Raw genomic sequence first — 16,477 nt, 5'->3', positions numbered from 1 at the left:
CGACGGTGCTGTGGCACCGGGCGGAGGCGTCCGCCGCCGGCCAGGAGCATCGTGCCAGGACAGCCCCCCGCACCCGGCGTCGGGGACGGGGAGTTGAGACGTGACCCGCCCCACCGCATGCATAGGAATGGAACTAGGCGCGCTCCCGTTGACGCCGGCGACCGCAGCACGACCCCGACATCGTTACGGAGAGCGCACATGAAGATCGGCATCATCATCGGTTCGGTTCGCGAGGGTCGCGCCGGCCAGTCCGTCGCCGAGTGGGTGTACAGCCACGCCCAGCAGCGCGACGGCGTCGACTACGAGATCGTCGACCTCAAGGCGTTCGACCTGCCGATCCTCACCGACCCGGTCGTCCCGGGCGCCGCCAACCGCGAGTACGGCACCGCCGAGGCCCGCGCGTGGAGCACCGAGATCGACGGCTACGACGGGTTCATCTTCGTCTCGCCCGAGTACAACCACGGCGTGCCCGGCGCGTTCAAGAACGCGTTCGACACGATCGCCCCGGAGTGGGCGCACAAGGCGGTCGGCCTCGTCTCCTACGGCGCCGACGGCGGCGTACGCGCCGTCGAGCAGTGGCGCCAGATCGTCGCCAACGCACAGATGGTGGCCGTGCGCGGCCAGGTCTCGCTCAGCCTGTTCACCGAGTTCGGCGAGAACGGGGTCCAGCCCGACGCCCGCCGCGACGGGGAGATCGACGCGCTGCTCGCCTCGGTCGAGCAGATGACCTCCGCGCTCGCCGCGATCCGCGGCGCGAACGTCGGAGCCTGACACCCCCTCACGCCCCCGCATCCCCCGCACGCCCGTTCGGCGCCGCCCTCCGGAACCTTCCGGAGGGCGGCGCCGAGCCGTCTCCGCACCCGTGCGCCGGGCGCGGTCAGTCGCCGAGCAGCGCCTCCCGCGCGTCGGTCATCTGGCAGTAGTAGTCGGCGAGCTCGAGGCCGGCGGCGGCCTCCTCGTCGACGACGACCGTCACCTCGGGATGCAGCTGCAGCACCGAGCCCGGCCGGCGCGCACCGACCGGCCCCTCGACGACGGCGGTCACGGCGTCCGCCTTGGCGCTGCCGGTCGCCACGAGGACGACGTGACGGGCGTCGAGGATGGTCCCCAGACCCTGCGTGACCGCCCGCCTCGGCACCTCGTCGATCGACGCGAAGAACCGGGAGTTGGCGCGCCGGGTGTCATCGGTGAGCAGCTCGACGCGGGTGCGCGAGGCCAGCGAGGTCGCCGGCTCGTTGAACCCGATGTGCCCGTTGACACCGACGCCGACGATCTGGACGTCGACCCCGCCGGACTCCGCGATCGCACGTTCGTACCGCACGCAGGCGGCGTCCAGGTCGGCAGCCTGCCCGTCGGGCACGTGGACGCGCGCCGGGTCCATCCCGAGCGGCTCGGTCACGGTGCGTCGGACGACCTCGCGGTAGGACTCCGGGTGACCGTCGGGCAGGCCCACGTACTCGTCGAGGGCGAAGGCGGACGCGCGGGACAGGTCGAGCTCACCGGCGCGGACGCGCTCGGCGAGGCCCGCGTACAGGCCGAGCGGGCTCGAGCCCGTGGCGACCCCGAGGACGGCCTCGGAGCCGGCGGCGCGCAGCAGTCGCGCGGTGACCTCGGCGGCGCGCTCGCCGACCTCGGCGGGCGTGGGAACGATGACGACGTCCACGGGCAGCTGCCTCTTCTCCCCGGGGCCGGGCCCCGGTCGCTCCGGATGCGGGCCGGCCTCCCCTCGCGGGCGGCTCCCGCGAGAGGACCAGTGTCCCCGACGACGACGGCGGACACCTCTGCCCGGTCAGCACTCCCCTGTTCGCGCCGAGCGCGCACCGGTCCTGACCGGCCACGATGCAGCCATGTCCTCCTCGCTCCCCCCGCACATCCAGGCCGCCGACACCGACGAGGCCCCCGCCCCCGCGTCCGCCTCCGGCTCGGCCTCCGGACGGCCGTGGCACAGGACGATCCCGGGGCCGACCTGGGTGACGGCGATCTTCGCGGTCCTCCCGCTCGTCGTCAGCTTCAACATCCAGAACATGCGCACCGTCAACGGCGAGGTGGTGGAGTTCTTCCGCTTCGACGTCTTCCAGGCGATCGCGGCCGCCGTCCTCGTGCTCGCGTTCGTCGCGGTCCTCCTGAGGCTGCGCAAGAGCTCCGCACCGGACCTTCGACCGCCCACGTGGGCCGTCGCGGTCGGGGCCGTGGGAGCCGTCCTCGCGGTGTACTTCGCACTGACCGCACACACCGGTCTGGACGGTCTCACGGCGGTGCTCGCCGCTAGGTGAGCCTTCCCTGCGTGTCTAGTCAGACAGCCTTCCAACGGCGGAATCATGCGGTTCCGGTGGCCCCCGCACCGCCGTGCCGACTACCATGGGAACCGTTCACCCCGCACCGCCGGACGCCCACGAAGCGACCCCCTGCGGGACTGTATGACAAGCGGCGACACACGCTGCGGAAGGGTTGATCATGGCTGACTCCACGAACTCCGGCTACACCGTCCCGGGCCTCTCGCTCACCGAGGGGCGCTCCGTCGCGGACGAGCTGCAGCACCGGCTCCACGCGCTCAACGACCTGCACCTCACGCTCAAGCACGCGCACTGGAACGTGGTGGGCCCGAACTTCATCGCGGTCCACGAGATGCTCGACCCCCAGGTCGAGCTCGTGCGCGGCTACGCGGACGAGCTCGCCGAGCGCATCGCCACCCTCGGCGCCGAGCCCATCGGCACCCCCGGCGCGCTCGTCAAGGACCGCACGTGGGACGACTACGCGGTGGGCCGCGCGAGCACGCAGGAGCACCTCACCGCGCTCGACCACGTCTACACGGGCGTCGTCGAGGACCACCGCAAGGCCATCAAGGCCGTCGGCGACGTCGACCCGATGACCGAGGACATCCTCATCGGCCAGACCGCGGAGCTCGAGAAGTTCCAGTGGTTCGTCCGCGCACACCTCGAGAACAACGCGGGCCAGGTCCAGGGGGCCTGACCGCACCAGGCGCACGGACGGGGCCCGGGCAGCAGCGCTGCCCGGGCCCCGTTCTCGTGCACGGCCGGCCGAACGAGCTCCGTGCCCGAGCTCCCGGCCCGATCCCCGCTCCCGCCCCTCCTGCCCGCGCCGCCTAGCGACCGGTCGACTCGTAGGTGTCGATGCCGCCGGGGTGGCCCGCCATGAACGCGTCGACCTCTGCCTTGCCGGCCGTCAGCCGCGGGTCGTGACGCAGGTAGTGCCGCGTCTCCCGGGCCACCAGGCCGGACAGGATGAGCAGCCCGACCAGGTTCGGGAGCGCCATGAGGCCGTTGGCGACGTCGGAGAAGTTCCACACCGCGGCGAGCGGCACCGTGCAGCCCACGTACACGACCAGCGAGAACACGACCCGGTACGGCATGACCAGCCTGCGGCCGAACAGCCGCTCCATGCACCGCTCGCCGTAGTAGGCCCAGCCGAGCACGGTGGAGAACGCGAACATCGCCAGCGCGATGGTGACGATGTAGTGCCCCCAGTCGCCCGGCAGCCCGTGGCTGAACGCCTCCCCGGTCATGGTGGCGGCCCCGTCCTCGCCGACGTCCCACACGCCGGTGGTGACGATGACCAGGCCCGTGCAGGTGACGACGATCATCGTGTCGATGAAGGTCTGCGTCATCGAGACGAGCCCCTGACGCACCGGGTGGGTGGTCTTCGCGGCCGCGGCGGCGATCGCGGCGGACCCCATGCCGGACTCGTTGGAGAAGATGCCCCGGGCCACGCCGAACTGGACGGCGAGCATGATCGTCGACCCGACGAATCCGCCGGTCGCGGCGGTCCCGGTGAAGGCGTCGCTGAGCACGAGGCCGAGAGCGGCAGGCAGGTCGCCGATGTTGACCGCGAGGATGAACAGGGCGCCGAGGACGTAGAAGGCGATCATGATCGGTACGAACCCGGCGGTCACCCGGCCGATCGACCTGATCCCACCGACGAGGACCACCAGCGCGAAGACCGTGAGCACGATGCCGGTGATCCACCGGTCCACGCCGAACGACCCCTCGATGTTTCCGGCGATCGAGTTGCCCTGCGTCATGTTGCCGATGCCGAACGCGGCGATGGCCGCCGCGATCGTGAAGAACAGGCCCAGGATCTTGCCCAGCGGGCCCCGGATCCCGCGCTCGAGGTAGTACTGCGGGCCCCCCGACTTCTCGCCGGCGGCGTCGGTGGTGCGGAACCGGACGCCGAGGAACGCCTCGGTGTACTTCGACGCCATGCCGAACAGCCCGGTCACCCACATCCAGAACAGTGCGCCGGGCCCACCGACGCCGATCGCCGTGGCGACGCCGACGATGTTGCCCGTGCCGACCGTCGCGGCGAGCGCCGTCGTCAGCGCCTGGAACTGCGAGAGGTCCCCGTCGTCGGCGCCCGCGTCCTTGCGACGCCCGATGCCGAGGCGGAGCGCCGCACCAAGGGTGCGGAACTGGATCCCGCGCAGGCGAACGGTGAGGATGACGCCCGTGAGCCCCAGGAGGGGGATGAGGAGCCACGGCCCCCACACGAACGCACTGATGTCACCGAGGACGACCTCGATCCGGTCCATGCCCTGCTCCCCCCGCCAGGTGCGGCGCCCTCATGGCGCCGCGGTGGGAGAACACTGCCACGCGCGCATGACAGGCGTGTGACGTGGGGCATGTCGGGGACGTGCCGGGGCCCGGGCGAAGCGGCCCGGAGCCCCGGATCACGGCCGGCCGTCGGCCGCGCGCCTCAGTACGTCTCGGCGGTCACAGATCCGAAGCTCGTGTGCAGGCGCACCGGGACGGTCGGCCCGTCGCCGGCCTGCTCGAGGAGGTTCCGCACGTCGCCGAGGTCCGAGCCGTGCGAGACCGAGTAGGGCCCGGGCGGCAGGGCGACGGTGACGTCGCCGAACGAGGCCTCGACGTCGACCGACGTCGGGACCTCGGGCGAGCGCAGCTCGACGTCGCCGAAGTCTGCGTAGACCTCGATCGCCCCGGCGACCGCGAGGTCGACGGCGGTGACCTCGCCGTAGTCGAGGCGCAGGTCGAGGTTCTCGGCGGACCCGGACGCCAGCACGCTCCCGAAGGACGACTCCACGCTCAGGTCGCCGAGCGCCACGTCCTCGGCCTGGACGCGCCCGAAGCCCGAGCTGACGACGACGTCGGTCCCCTCGGGGACCGCCACCGTCACCAGGGCGGTGTCGCTCGAGCGCCGCCCCATCCAGTCGAGGTCGAAGCTGGGACCGATCCTGGCCCAGCCGCCGCGCCCGTCGTCGACCTCGAGCGTGGCCGTGTCCCCGCTCTCGGTGAGGTCCGCGGACGTGGTGCCGCGCCCCCCGACGACGGACCACTCGATCTCGTCACCGGCCGTGGGCACGACCGTGACGTCGGCCCGGTCGGTGTCGACCTCGATGGTGGTCGCCGCCGTCGTGCCGTCGACGTCGAGGGGCCGGCCGTCCGGCCGGCCCTGGACGTAGCCCAGCGCCGGCGGGACGGCGGCGAGCCCGACGAGCAGCGCCGAGAGGCCGACGAGGATCGTTCGGCCAGGGTTGCCGGGGCCGGTGGAGGCCGTCGGGACGGGAGCCTCCCGGGCGGGTGTCTCGCGGGTGGTGTCGTCGGTGCTCATCAGGACTCCAGGTAGCGCAGGACCGCCAGGACGCGGCGGTTCTCGTCGGGGGTATTGGGGATGTCGAGCTTGAGGAGGATCGCGGAGACGTGCTTCTCGACCGATCCGGGCGAGACCTTGAGGGCGGCGGCGATCGCGCCGTTGGACCGGCCCTCGGCCATGAGAGCCAGCACCTGCTTCTCCCGGGGTGTGAGGTCGGACAAGGGCTGGCTCCTTCGGGTCCGGACGAGGATCTGGGAGACGACCTCGGGGTCGAGGACGGTGCCGCCGGCCGCGATGCGGTCGACGTCCTCGAGGAAGTCGCCGACGTCCGCCACCCGGTCCTTGAGCAGGTAGCCCAGGCCGTGCGGGTGCTGGGCGACGAGGTCGGCCGCGTAGGAGTGCTCGACGTACTGGCTGAGCAGCAGCACGGACACGTGCGGGTCCCGGCGCCGCAGCTCGAGGGCGGCGCGCACCCCCTCGTCGGTGAACGTGGGCGGCATCCGGACGTCGAGGAGGGCGAGGTCGACGCCGGGACGCACCGCGTCGAGCAGGCCGGTGGCGTCGGGCAGTGCGGCGACCACCTCGTGGCCGGCGGACGTGAGCAGCCGCTCCAGCCCGGCGCGCAGGAGGACGGAGTCCTCGCAGATCACGATCCGCACGGCAGCTCACCCACGATCGTCGTCGGGCCGCCGTGCGGGCTGGTCAGGGTGAGCGACCCGCCGACGGCGGCGAGCCGGTCCCGCATGCCGCGCAGCCCGGTGTGGCTCACCCCGGCGTCGAGCGTGGCCCCGCCACCGCCGTCGTCGGAGACGACGACCTGGAGGTGGTCGCCGTCGGGGCCGATCGGGCGGACGGTCACCCGGGCGGACGAGGCGTGGGAGTGCTTGGCGACGTTGCCCAGGGCCTCGGCGACGACGAAGTACACGGTGGCCTCCGCCTCCGGCCCGGGCCGCTCGCTCAGGTCGACGGCGAGGTCGACCGGCACCGTGGACCGTGCGGCGAGCGCCGAGAGGGCGGCGTCGAGCCCCCGGTCGGTGAGGACGGCCGGGTGGATGCCGCGCACCGTCTGCCGGAGCGAGGTGATGGCCTCCTTCGAGGAGGTGTGCGCCTCGTCGAGCAGGGCCTGGGCCTCGTCCGGGTTCGTGGCGAACGCCCGGCGCGCCATGTCGAGCGTCATCGCGACGTTGACGAGCTGGGGCTGGACGCCGTCGTGCAGGTCGCGCTCGATGCGGTAGCGCTGGTCCTCGGCGGCGGAGACCGCGCCGTGCCGGGCACCCTCGAGGCGGTGGATCCGCTCGCTGTACTCGGCGCGGGTGACGGCACCGAGCAGCTCGGCGTCGATGGCGCGCGACAGGTGGGCGTAGAGCAGGCAGGTCAGGGCGCCGAGGACGACGAGCAGGAGTGTCACGAGGACCATCGCCCAGGTGTCGAGGACCCACGGGCCGAGCGGGACACCCGTGTACCCGCGGGCCAGCGCCGCGATCATGATGCCCACCCGCTGGGCGCACCACAGCACGAAGGTCAGCAGCACGATGCCGAGGATCGCGCCGGCGGCGATGCGGCCGATGCCGCGCCACATCTCGGGGTCCTTGAACCGGTCCCACTGGCGGGCGACGTAGCTGCCGAACCCCGGGGTGCGGGCGTGCGGCGGCGGGCTGCGCCAGCCCTGCGCGGTGGTGACGCCGTACAGGGAGCGCGCCTTCCACCGGTGGAGCTCGACGCCCCAGCGCATGACGTAGAGCGTGCCCACCAGGAGGAGCAGACCGACGCCGATGACGGCAAGGCCCGCTCCCGTGGCCAGGAGCGTGACGACCGTGACCGCCAGCGTGAGGCTGACGATCCCGGAGAACACGAGGTCGGCGAGACCGGAGGCGGCCAGGCCGGCCGCGCGACCGAGGGAGGCGCGGCCGAACGAGGCACGGCCGACGGCGGCGGCCGGCCCGGGGACGCCCGGGGCGGTGGAAGAGGTCGGGTTCATGACGGTCACGCTATTGCGCCCGGGGACGGGCCGGGCAGGGTGCTGGCAGACGACCCGACCGGGGGATATCCCCCGGGTGGTGGACATCGAGGGGGACCTGGGTCACGTCGCACCGCGCCGATCTCCACCGGACGGCGGACGACGCCGTCGCGCCGGTTTGTCAGGATGGGACGCATGGCCAGGCGATCCATTGCTCGGGGCGCCCTGCGCCGTACCCGCCCGGTCCTCAGGGCCCTCGACAACGCCGGGGCCTCCGGGGCGCAGATCGCGACCTGGGTCGCCCTGGGCCCCTCGCTCCTGCCGCGCCAGTGGTGGATGACCGCGGTCAACGTCGGTCTCTCGCAGGCCTACGGGTACCTCGTGGGCGAGGGCACGGTCGCGGGGGTCCGCGGGGTGGGGCGGCTGGCGAAGCTCCGCTCGGACATGTCGCCGCGCACCGAGCGTCGCGTGAAGGCCGTGTGGCAGTCGGCCCTCGGGGTCGGGACGGCCACCGCGTTCCTGCGCTCCCTGCGCCGCCAGAACGAGATCGCCGAGCTCGCGGGCACCGAGCCCGTCACGGCGGCCGGGCACGCAGGTGGGCTCGTCGCCGGCACCGCGGGGTTCGGGGTCGTGCTCCTTGCCGCGCGCGCGACGACGGCGGGGGCACGCGCCATCTCGCCGGTGGTGCGCCGGGTGGCCCCGAAGGTGCTCGTGCCCGTGCTCTCCACCGGGATCGCGGCCACCGCCGTGGTCTACGCCTCGGACCGCCTCCTCGTCCGGCGGGCGCTGCGCCGCCTCGCCGTGCAGGCGAAGGACCAGAACGCGCGCCGTGCCCCGGGGCGGTCGCAGCCGGCCGAGCCCGAGCGCTCGGGCTCGCCCGCCTCCCTGGAGTCGTTCGACACGCTCGGCCGCCACGGGCAGGTGTTCGTCAGCGACGGCCCGCGGCGCGCCGACATCGAACGGGTCACCGGCACGCCCGCGCTCGAGCCGATCCGCGCGTACGCCGGGTTCCTCGAGGACCGCGAGATCGAGGAGACCGCCGAGGCCGCGTGCCGCGAGCTGGTGCGGGCAGGCGGGCTCGAGCGATCCGTCGTCGTCGTGCTCACCGGGACCGGCTCCGGGTGGGTGCAGGAGTGGAACGGCTCGTCGATCGAGTACCTCACCGGCGGGGACTGCGCCATCGTCTCGATGCAGTACTCCTACCTCCCGAGCGGGCTGGCGTGGGTCAGCGACCGTCACACCGCCCAGCGGGCCGGGATCGCCCTGTTCGAGGCCGTCGAGCGTGCGGTGCGGTCCCTTCCGCCGGAGAAGCAGCCGAAGCTCTACGTCGGGGGCGAGTCCCTCGGCACGGACGGCGGTCTCGCCGCGTTCTCCTCGGCCGCGGACATGCTCGAGCGCACCGACGGCGGCGTGTGGATCGGCACGCCGCGGTTCACCCGGATGTGGCGCGAGCTCGTCGCCTCCTCGCGGCGCGGCTCGCCGGAGGTCCTGCCGATCGTCGACCACGGCCGGCACGTGCGGTTCGTGTCCCGGCCGTCCGAGCTCATGCACGGTGCGTTCGGCGAGCCGTACGTCCCGTGGGAGTCGCCACGGTTCGTCTTCCAGCAGCACTCCAACGACCCGGTCGTCTTCTGGTCCCCGGACCTGCTGTGGCGGGCCCCGCGGTGGGTCCGGGAGAAGGCCGGCCGTCAGGTGTCGAAGGCCGTCAACTGGTATCCGTGGGTGACGTTCTGGCAGATGGCCGTCGACATGCCGAGCTCGGTGACGCTGCAGGGCGGGACCGCCCACAGCTACCACTCCGAGCTGCTGCCGAGCTGGGCGGCCGTCCTGGGCGGCGAGCTCGACGTCGACTACACCGACCTGCAGGCGATCATCCGCGCGGGTCTCGTCCCGGGGCGGTAGCGGGAGCGCAGGAACGATGCTGCGAGTCCTTGGGCAAGGACCACTCCCGATAGGTCGCGGGAACCGTCAGGCCCCGTCGTCGATGTGTCCCTCGTAGTCCGGCACCTCGTCCAGGATGCCGTGGTCGACCATGAGCGCCGCTGCTCGCTCGATCGATTCGCGGTCGAGCTCCTCTCGGTAGAGCGGCAGATTCATGTCCTGGACGACCTGCTCGTCGAACTCGCCCAGCTCGAGGAGCGCCGATCGGAACTCGTCAGGATTCTCCGTGACGTACTGGGCTGTCGCCAGTCGCGCCGCCTGGAATGCCTCCACGACCTCTGGATTCTCGCTCGCATACTCCTGGGTCGTCAGGGAGATGCCGATCTGCGTCTCAGGCTCCCAGCTCGCGAACGGATGCAGTACGGGTCGGTAGCCCTGGGAGATGGCGATCGTCGCGAACGGCTCGATCAGGGTCGCGGCGTCCACGTGCCCGTTTTCCACGCCGGCGACCATCTCGGGGAACGGGATCTCGACGAACTCCAGCGCCTCCGTGTCGAGCCTCAGGTTGTCTAGCGCCCCCACCACACCGAGTGCAGTGATGTTGTCGAGCTCGTTCGTGGCGAGCGAAGCTCCTTCGAGATCTTCTGGCTCCTGGATCGGAGAGTCGTCCCGCACGACCACGACGGAGAAGTCGTCCTCGGGTTCCTCGCTGGCCGCGGTTCCAGGGCCGACGACGACGAGGGGCATGTCCTGCGCGAGGAACGTATTGATGGAGACGACGTCTCCGCCGGTGAACTGAACCTCACCCGCCATCGCTGCGGTCACCTGCTGTGAGCCGCCGGCAATGCTGGTCACCGTGGCGTCGAGGCCCGCATCCTCGAAGAAACCCTGCTCGATGCCGAACTCGACGATATGGGTAGGCATCCCGGGCGTCTCAGCGATCGCCACAGGTACCAACCCCTCCTCGGTCGACGCCTCGGCCCCCTCCCCATCCTCACTTCCGCATGCTGCCAACGTGAGCGACGCCCCCATGGCAACGACCAACCATCCACCTGCTCCACGACGCATCATCGCGTCCTCCTCGTCCGCTTGTGTCGTCTCAACGACGCATTGTGCGCATAGTGCACTATGTGTGCACTTCGCGCGCGGCTTGAGTCAAACACCATCGCGACCACCCGGTCAAGGATCGGCGGCATCGTTCGGGCGACCCATCACGAACCGAGGCGACACGGGCACTATCGGCTCAACCGGCGCTCATGCGCCCCAAACTCGGCAGTCCACGCACCGCCGGACCCACCCCTCGAAAGGGCGTCAGCGCGAACTAAGAACCACGCTGATCCTGTCTGCGGCCCGCTTGACGCCGCGAGCAAGCTCGGAGTCCGGTCGGAGCTGGTCCTCGATGTCCACACCATTGACGTTGATCGCACCGACCGGAGCCCCGCTCGGGCCACGCACCGCACACGCCACGGCATGCACGTCGTTGTGAAGCAGATGAGGGACACACGCGAGACCGCCATCGGCACGCGCCTCGTCGATGAGCTCCTCGAGCTCGGTCGCACGCGGGGCGCCGACCCGCCGTCGAACCTCGTCGTCCGACATCGTCGCCAGGAGCGCCAGCCCGGTCGCGCTTCGATCCAGCGGCAGGAGCGCGCCGATCTCAAGAACGGTCGACAGCGGCGCCGTGTCGCTCCAGTATCGATCGACGATGGCTGCGGCGTCGTCGAGGAGCAACGAGACCACGACCGACCACGGCCGGTGCTGCACCTGCGAGCGGAACAGGTCAAGCGCATAGGCCGGAGCGACGGTCGTAAACGGCAGGGAGTCGAGGTAGATGCGACCGAGCCGGAACGTCCCCACACCCAGGCGCCATCCGTTCTCACCCTGCTCGGCAAGATCACGTCCCGCAAGCGACTTGAGGAGGCGGTGCGTGGTCGTGCGATCAAGGTCGGCTCGCGCCGCCACATCCTTGACGGGGAGCGGACCGCTGCTAGCCGAGAGCACGTCCAGAACCAGCATCGCGCGGTCCACGGCCTGAACGGTGGACCGCCGGTCGACCAGTCCGTCGACCGAGCCACCCACCGCACGTGCCGCTGAAGTTCTTGACGTCGCCACGGTCGCCGACCCTACTATGGGCACAGTGCGCGCAGTTCGTGCATTATGCGCACATCAGCTCGAAGATGAGGACACGATGCACCCACTGGCGGGAACGGACCAGGCAGCCCCAGCGGCGGAGGCGGCCGACGATGTCCGTATTGATCGGCCGGTCGAACCGATCGCGGCCAGCGACGACGAACTCCGCGACGCCGTCCGCGACGCGGAGCTGCTCCCACTAATGGCAGCGCTGGCCCAGGCAACCGGTCGCCTCGACCTCGTCTCGCCCCACCTTCGGCCCTCCGGAGACACGGCCGGGGCGATACCGCCTGCGCAGGGGGGCCTCTCGGACTCGGAGCAGCGCACGTTGCGCGGTCTGGCGCTCGACGCGCTGCGGCAGCTTCGCGACGGCCCGTGCTCCGCGCTCGACATGCGCGATGCCGGTACGGCGCAGCACCTCTTCGACTTTCTCACGGGCCCGGCTGACGACGACTACACGGATCTGCTGGCCCACGAGTTCGCGTATCCCGGTGACGCCGGCGCACCGACGTGGACGGTGTCCGACTTCGGCGAGCGCCGCCTCTCCGCCCTCGTGATCGGAGCCGGACTCTCCGGACTCTCCTGCGCCCACAGGTTGCACCAGGCCGGAGTCGACGTCACCGTCGTCGAGAAGAACTCGGACGTCGGTGGGAGCTGGCACGAGAACACCTACCCCGGTTGCCGGCTGGACACCACCAACTTCGGGTACAGCTTTACGTTCGCACAGACCCAGCTCTGGCCCACGCAGTACTCGACGCAGCCCGCTATCTACTCGTACTTCCGAAACGTGGCGGATCGTCGTGGGCTTCGCGAGCTCATCACGTTCGACACGACCGTTAGCTCCCTTGACTTCGACGACTCGACCAAGAAATGGACGGCCCGCCTGGTCGACTCGGCGGGCCGGACGAGCACGCTCACGACCGACCTGGTCGTCAGTGCCACCGGCCAGCTCAACCAGCCGAACATCCCCGACATCCCCGGGTCGGACAACTTCTCGGGCCCGCGCTGGCACACGGCCCGCTGGCGGCACGACGTCGATGTCGGTCGCCGTCGCGTCGGCGTGATCGGCACCGGTGCCAGCGCGTTCCAGGCGATCCCCGAGCTCGCGTCGAGCAGCCCCGCCGTCATTGTCTTCCAGCGCACACCGCCCTGGTTGTTGCCGGCACCCGACTACCGTCAGCGCATCGCACCGGGCATGACCTGGTTGCTGCGTCACGTTCCGCACTACTACCGGTGGTATCGGCTGTTCCAGTTCTGGACGACGGTCGAAGGACGCCGCCCGTACGTCGAGGTCGACCCGACCTGGACGGGCACCGATTCGGTCTCCGCGAAGAACAACGAGCTCCGCGAGGTGCTTACGGGCTACCTGGAAAACCAGTTCGGTGCACGGCCCGACCTGCTGCCTGCCGTGACTCCGTCGTACCCGCCCGGGGCCAAGCGCATGCTGCGGGACGACGGCGCCTGGGCCGAGACGCTCTCGAAGTCGCACGTCGAGCTGGTCACAGCCCCGATCGAACGGCTTGAACCCGACGGCGTACGCACGTCCGACGGTGTGCTGCACGAGGTCGACGTACTTGTCTACGGCACCGGGTTCAAGGCGTCCGAGTTTCTCGGTTCGCTCACCGTCACCGGACGTGACGGCCGCGACCTGCACGCGTACTGGGACGGCGACGCCCGCGCCTTTCACGGCATCACTGTGCCGGGCTTTCCAAACCTCTTCTGCCTCTACGGCCCGAACACGAACCTCGTGGTCAACGGCTCGATCCTCCTGTTCTCGGAGCTCGCGGTGAACGTCGTGCTGGAGGCGGCCCGTGCCCTGCTCGAGGGGGATCACCGCACGGTCGAAGTAAGAGAGGGCCCGTACCTCCGACACAACGAGGAGCTCGACCGGGCGAACGCGCTCATGGCATGGGGGGCATCCGAGGTGTCCAGCTGGTACAAGAACGCACGAGGACGAGTCACCCAGAACTGGCCCTACCGCACGCTCGACTACTGGCGTGCGACGCGCGTGGTCGATGCGGAGCACTATGAGTTCGACTGATCACGGCTCGGGGACCGACATCCCCGAGTTGCCGCTCGACCCTCTGCTGGACAAAGCGCTACGTGTCTCGCGCGCAGCGGGCCGGCGCTCGGTCGCCGTTCTGACGACGGACCAGGCGCGGGCGCAGATGCCTCTGCCGCCGGACGCGCCGGAGGATCCCCGCCTGCTCGTCGAGGACTCGGTGCTCGCGCTCGAGAGCTGCGGCCTGCCGCTCCGCCGATACACATTGACCGGTCGTTCCCTCGGCACCGTCATCTACCTGCACGGCGGAGGCTGGGTCCTCGGGTCAATCGCCCACGCGGACCCGACGTGCCGCCGTCTCGCGCTCGACTCATCGTGCGACGTGCTGTCCGTCGAGTACCCACTCGCCCCCGAGTCGCCCTTCCCTGCTGCGCTCACGGCCACCACAGAGCTGTTGATCAATCAGATCCAACGGTCGGATTGCCCCGTCGTCGTCATGGGCGAGAGCGCGGGTGCGAACCTTGTGCTCGGCGCGCTGCAGTCGATGGGCGCGACCGAGCGGAGCTCCTTCGCCGGCGCGGTGCTCGTCACCCCGCTCGTCGACCTCGGGCGACGGCGTCCCTCGCATGCGCGGCACGACGACCCCCTGCTGCTGCTCTCGACGCCTGATCTCGCCTGGTACGTCGAGCGCTACCTACCGGCCGATGCTGACCGTGCGGACCCCCGGGTCTCGCCGCTCCGCGGGGACCTGCGCCACCTACCACGCACCTGCGTGGTGATCGCCGGCCATGATCCTCTACGGGACGAGGCGTCCGAGCTCGCCGAACTGCTGCGTGCCCACGACGACGAGACACGGGTCATCACGGCGCCGACGCTGGGGCACGCCTTCTTGTCGATGCATGCCGTGGTCGAGGCGGCAGCGAAGGTGCTCGACCAGATCACAACCACCACGCGAGTATTCCTCGAATCAGCATCGCCCGCCCGGCAGTAGGCGCTGCCGAGCCGGGCGATCGGAGGTCAAGTCCCGTGTCGTGGTGGCCCTTGGGTCAAGAGATCATGAGTTGTCGGCGGCAAAGACGCGCTACGGACGAGCCGGACCGAGCAGCTCGGCCTGAATGTCGAGCGCCGCTCGGTGCATACGGCTGACGATGTACGGCAGCCGGACAGCCGGCATCCGCTCCGCCGGTCCGGCCACGGCGATCGCCGCGGCCGGCGCTGCCTCGGCGTCCCGAACGATCACGGCTACGGCAGTGAGCCCCTCCGCGGATTCCGCGATATTCGTCGCGTGGCCGCGTCGGGCGACGTCACGCAGGTGGGTCCCGATCTCCTCCTCCGTCCGCAGTGTCGCGTCCGTGAGTACCTGGACGCCACGTGGGTAGAGGTGCCGCAGCGATTCGGCAGGCAGCGCTGCCAGCATCACCTTGCCGACTGCTGTCGCATGGGCCGGCAGAACCATTCCGGTGCGGAGCGGCGTGCTGTCGTCGCGACTCCCCTGGTACCCCACGACGAAACGCACGCTGTTCCCCTGGAGCAGCGCGAGGTGCGAAGTCTCCTCCGTCTCGTCCCGGAGGGCGCGGACAACCGGGGCCGCCGCTGCGATCATGCGCTCGTGCGTGACCTTCGGGACCACCGGCCGGTCGAGGATGACCATCGGCACGTACGGGCCTCCTGCGGTGCGCTGCCGCACGAAACCATGACGGACCAGCGCCGCCAGCAGACGGTGGGCGGTTGATCGGGCGACACCGAGAAAGGTGGCTGCCTCGTGCACCCGGATCTCCCCGCGGCGGACGAGCTCATCGAGCAGCTTGAGTGCGTTGTCGACCGAGGTCCGCCGCTCGTCCGCCTGGTCGCTCATCGGAGCATCATCCGCCACGTATCGCCCCTTCCCACGGACGGCGGCTCCGGCCGGGCGACGCGAGGCGGCCCGGCCGGACCCGACGTCACTGGGCCCGCGGGAACAGTGCCTCGAGGTCGACCTCGTCGCGGGCGAACACCCCGTAGTGCGCGCCGGCGTCGGCGACGAACTCGACGGACTCGAGGTTCACTTCGGTCGGGAAGGCCGGAAGTGTGAGCTCGGGGATGATCTCGGGATCAATCTCCGTGTAGTCGGTGAGCACGCCCCGGGCTTCATCGGGGTTCTCCGTTGCGTAGTCAAGCGCCTCGGCGGTCGCCTCGATGAACGCGTCGACCGTGTCCGGGTCCTCCTCGGCGAACGCTGCCGTGGTGAAGTAGACGGCGACAGTCAGGTCTGGCGTCGCCTCCGCGTAGAGGCTGTACAAGTCACGGAATCCGGTGTCGCGGCCGATCGTGAGGAAGGGTTCCACCTCCCAGATGGCGTCGACCTGACCGCTCTCCAGCGCGGCCACCATGTCAGCGTGGCCGATCTCGACGAACTCCACCGCGGACGAGTCCCCTCCGGCACGGTCGACCGCGTCACGGATGAGCGTGTCGTTGATGTTGCTCAGCGTGTTGATCGCCACGCTGTGGCCCTCGAGGTCCTCGACCGACTCGAGATCGCTGTCCTCCGGGACGAGGATGGCGCCGAAGTCGTCCTCCGGGTTCCCGGTCGAGGAGGCGCCCGGGCTCACGACCTCGAGCTCGAGCCCGGTGGTCTGCGCGAGCATGAGCGAGGTGGTGTTCGAGAAGCCGAAGTCGTACTCGCCGGAGACGACCGCCGGCACGATCGCGGCGCCGCCCTGCGCGCTCTCGAAGCTGAGGTCGATGCCGTGCTCCTCGTAGATGCCCTGCTCCACACCGAGGTAGAGAGGGGCCACGTCGAGGATCGGCATGACGCCGATGGTCACCTCGGTCAGACCTGAGCCACTGCCGGAGTCATCTCCCTCGGCACTTGTATCGCCATCGTCGCTGCCGCTACAGCCTGTGAGCACCAGGAGGGCTCCTGCGCATGCGACCGTGAATCTTTTCCGCATTCCTGTCGT

At 70.7% G+C, this 16,477-nt stretch carries 15 protein-coding genes; 6 read left to right on the top strand and 9 right to left on the bottom strand.

From position 1 onward, the window contains the following. The first annotated feature begins 198 nt into the window (after positions 1–198). A complete protein-coding gene (locus tag ACPYO4_RS01925; RefSeq protein WP_425707513.1) occupies positions 199–771 on the top strand; it encodes an NADPH-dependent FMN reductase in 573 nt (190 codons plus the stop codon). A gap of 106 nt (positions 772–877) precedes the next feature. On the opposite strand, the gene nagB is transcribed toward ACPYO4_RS01925, so the two are convergent. Then, complete coding sequence (nagB, locus tag ACPYO4_RS01920; protein ID WP_425707512.1) at positions 878–1,663, bottom strand: glucosamine-6-phosphate deaminase; 786 nt, start codon at positions 1,661–1,663, stop codon at positions 878–880. A 184-nt stretch (positions 1,664–1,847) separates the two neighbouring features. Between nagB and ACPYO4_RS01915 the strand changes: the two genes are divergently transcribed. Continuing rightward, a complete protein-coding gene (locus tag ACPYO4_RS01915) occupies positions 1,848–2,273 on the top strand; it encodes a hypothetical protein (RefSeq protein WP_425707511.1) in 426 nt (141 codons plus the stop codon). Positions 2,274–2,454: 181 nt separating this feature from the next. Then, a complete protein-coding gene (gene dps, locus ACPYO4_RS01910; protein ID WP_425707510.1) occupies positions 2,455–2,970 on the top strand; it encodes a DNA starvation/stationary phase protection protein Dps in 516 nt (171 codons plus the stop codon). 133 nt (positions 2,971–3,103) lie between these two features. On the opposite strand, the gene ACPYO4_RS01905 is transcribed toward dps, so the two are convergent. The 4 genes from ACPYO4_RS01905 to ACPYO4_RS01890 form a co-directional block, all read right to left on the bottom strand. After that, the gene (locus tag ACPYO4_RS01905) at positions 3,104–4,546 is read right to left on the bottom strand and encodes an alanine/glycine:cation symporter family protein (RefSeq protein ID WP_425707509.1); all 1,443 of its coding nucleotides are present in this window, start codon (positions 4,544–4,546) and stop codon (positions 3,104–3,106) included. 164 nt (positions 4,547–4,710) lie between these two features. Further along, positions 4,711–5,586, bottom strand: coding sequence for a DUF4097 family beta strand repeat-containing protein (locus ACPYO4_RS01900; protein ID WP_425707508.1), 876 nt, complete (start codon positions 5,584–5,586; stop codon positions 4,711–4,713). Next, a complete protein-coding gene (locus tag ACPYO4_RS01895) occupies positions 5,586–6,227 on the bottom strand; it encodes a response regulator transcription factor (protein ID WP_425707507.1) in 642 nt (213 codons plus the stop codon). The genes ACPYO4_RS01900 and ACPYO4_RS01895 overlap by 1 nt, the downstream gene beginning before the upstream one ends. Continuing rightward, positions 6,215–7,546 (bottom strand): histidine kinase, encoded by a 1,332-nt coding sequence (locus ACPYO4_RS01890; RefSeq protein ID WP_425707506.1) that lies wholly within the window; start codon positions 7,544–7,546, stop codon positions 6,215–6,217. The genes ACPYO4_RS01895 and ACPYO4_RS01890 overlap by 13 nt, the downstream gene beginning before the upstream one ends. Positions 7,547–7,720: 174 nt before the next feature. Between ACPYO4_RS01890 and ACPYO4_RS01885 the strand changes: the two genes are divergently transcribed. Continuing rightward, positions 7,721–9,427: an alpha/beta-hydrolase family protein gene (locus ACPYO4_RS01885; RefSeq protein ID WP_425707505.1), complete on the top strand. Its 1,707-nt coding sequence runs from the start codon at positions 7,721–7,723 to the stop codon at positions 9,425–9,427. Between the two features lie 66 nt (positions 9,428–9,493). Here ACPYO4_RS01885 and ACPYO4_RS01880 read toward each other — a convergent pair whose 3' ends face one another. After that, on the bottom strand, positions 9,494–10,450 hold the full coding sequence (locus tag ACPYO4_RS01880; protein ID WP_425707504.1) for an ABC transporter substrate-binding protein: 957 nt from the start codon (positions 10,448–10,450) through the stop codon (positions 9,494–9,496). A gap of 267 nt (positions 10,451–10,717) precedes the next feature. Beyond that, positions 10,718–11,434, bottom strand: coding sequence for an IclR family transcriptional regulator (locus tag ACPYO4_RS01875; protein WP_425707503.1), 717 nt, complete (start codon positions 11,432–11,434; stop codon positions 10,718–10,720). A gap of 430 nt (positions 11,435–11,864) precedes the next feature. Here ACPYO4_RS01875 and ACPYO4_RS01870 point away from each other — a divergent pair, with 430 nt between their 5' ends. Further along, positions 11,865–13,577, top strand: coding sequence for a flavin-containing monooxygenase (locus tag ACPYO4_RS01870; RefSeq protein ID WP_425707502.1), 1,713 nt, complete (start codon positions 11,865–11,867; stop codon positions 13,575–13,577). Then, positions 13,564–14,529 carry an alpha/beta hydrolase gene (locus ACPYO4_RS01865; RefSeq protein ID WP_425707501.1) on the top strand — a complete coding sequence of 322 codons (966 nt, stop codon included), beginning with the start codon at positions 13,564–13,566 and terminating at the stop codon, positions 14,527–14,529. Before ACPYO4_RS01870 ends, ACPYO4_RS01865 begins: the two co-directional genes overlap by 14 nt. Positions 14,530–14,619: 90 nt before the next feature. On the opposite strand, the gene ACPYO4_RS01860 is transcribed toward ACPYO4_RS01865, so the two are convergent. Further along, entirely contained in the window at positions 14,620–15,393 is a 774-nt protein-coding gene (locus ACPYO4_RS01860) for an IclR family transcriptional regulator (RefSeq protein ID WP_425707500.1), read from the bottom strand. A gap of 85 nt (positions 15,394–15,478) precedes the next feature. Beyond that, entirely contained in the window at positions 15,479–16,468 is a 990-nt protein-coding gene (locus ACPYO4_RS01855; protein WP_425707499.1) for an ABC transporter substrate-binding protein, read from the bottom strand. Between the last annotated feature and the right edge of the window lie 9 nt (positions 16,469–16,477).

It is taken from the genome of Georgenia sp. Z1491 (genome assembly GCF_049856175.1).
Classification (GTDB): domain Bacteria; phylum Actinomycetota; class Actinomycetes; order Actinomycetales; family Actinomycetaceae; genus JB111.
The sequence above is the reverse complement of the archived record's forward strand: the minus strand, read 5'-3'. Positions and strand labels throughout refer to the sequence as shown.

Bases quoted from the DNA above. Each gene is read 5' to 3' on its own strand.
- ACPYO4_RS01915 (WP_425707511.1), top strand. From the start codon at position 1,848: ATGTCCTCCTCGCTCCCCCCGCACATCCAGGCCGCCGACACCGACGAG.
- dps (WP_425707510.1), top strand. From the start codon at position 2,455: ATGGCTGACTCCACGAACTCCGGCTACACCGTCCCGGGCCTCTCGCTC.
- ACPYO4_RS01860 (WP_425707500.1), bottom strand. From the start codon at position 15,393: ATGAGCGACCAGGCGGACGAGCGGCGGACCTCGGTCGACAACGCACTC.
- ACPYO4_RS01925 (WP_425707513.1), top strand. From the start codon at position 199: ATGAAGATCGGCATCATCATCGGTTCGGTTCGCGAGGGTCGCGCCGGC.
- ACPYO4_RS01855 (WP_425707499.1), bottom strand. From the start codon at position 16,468: ATGCGGAAAAGATTCACGGTCGCATGCGCAGGAGCCCTCCTGGTGCTC.
- ACPYO4_RS01885 (WP_425707505.1), top strand. From the start codon at position 7,721: ATGGCCAGGCGATCCATTGCTCGGGGCGCCCTGCGCCGTACCCGCCCG.
- ACPYO4_RS01905 (WP_425707509.1), bottom strand. From the start codon at position 4,546: ATGGACCGGATCGAGGTCGTCCTCGGTGACATCAGTGCGTTCGTGTGG.
- ACPYO4_RS01865 (WP_425707501.1), top strand. From the start codon at position 13,564: ATGAGTTCGACTGATCACGGCTCGGGGACCGACATCCCCGAGTTGCCG.
- ACPYO4_RS01890 (WP_425707506.1), bottom strand. From the start codon at position 7,546: ATGAACCCGACCTCTTCCACCGCCCCGGGCGTCCCCGGGCCGGCCGCC.
- ACPYO4_RS01900 (WP_425707508.1), bottom strand. From the start codon at position 5,586: ATGAGCACCGACGACACCACCCGCGAGACACCCGCCCGGGAGGCTCCC.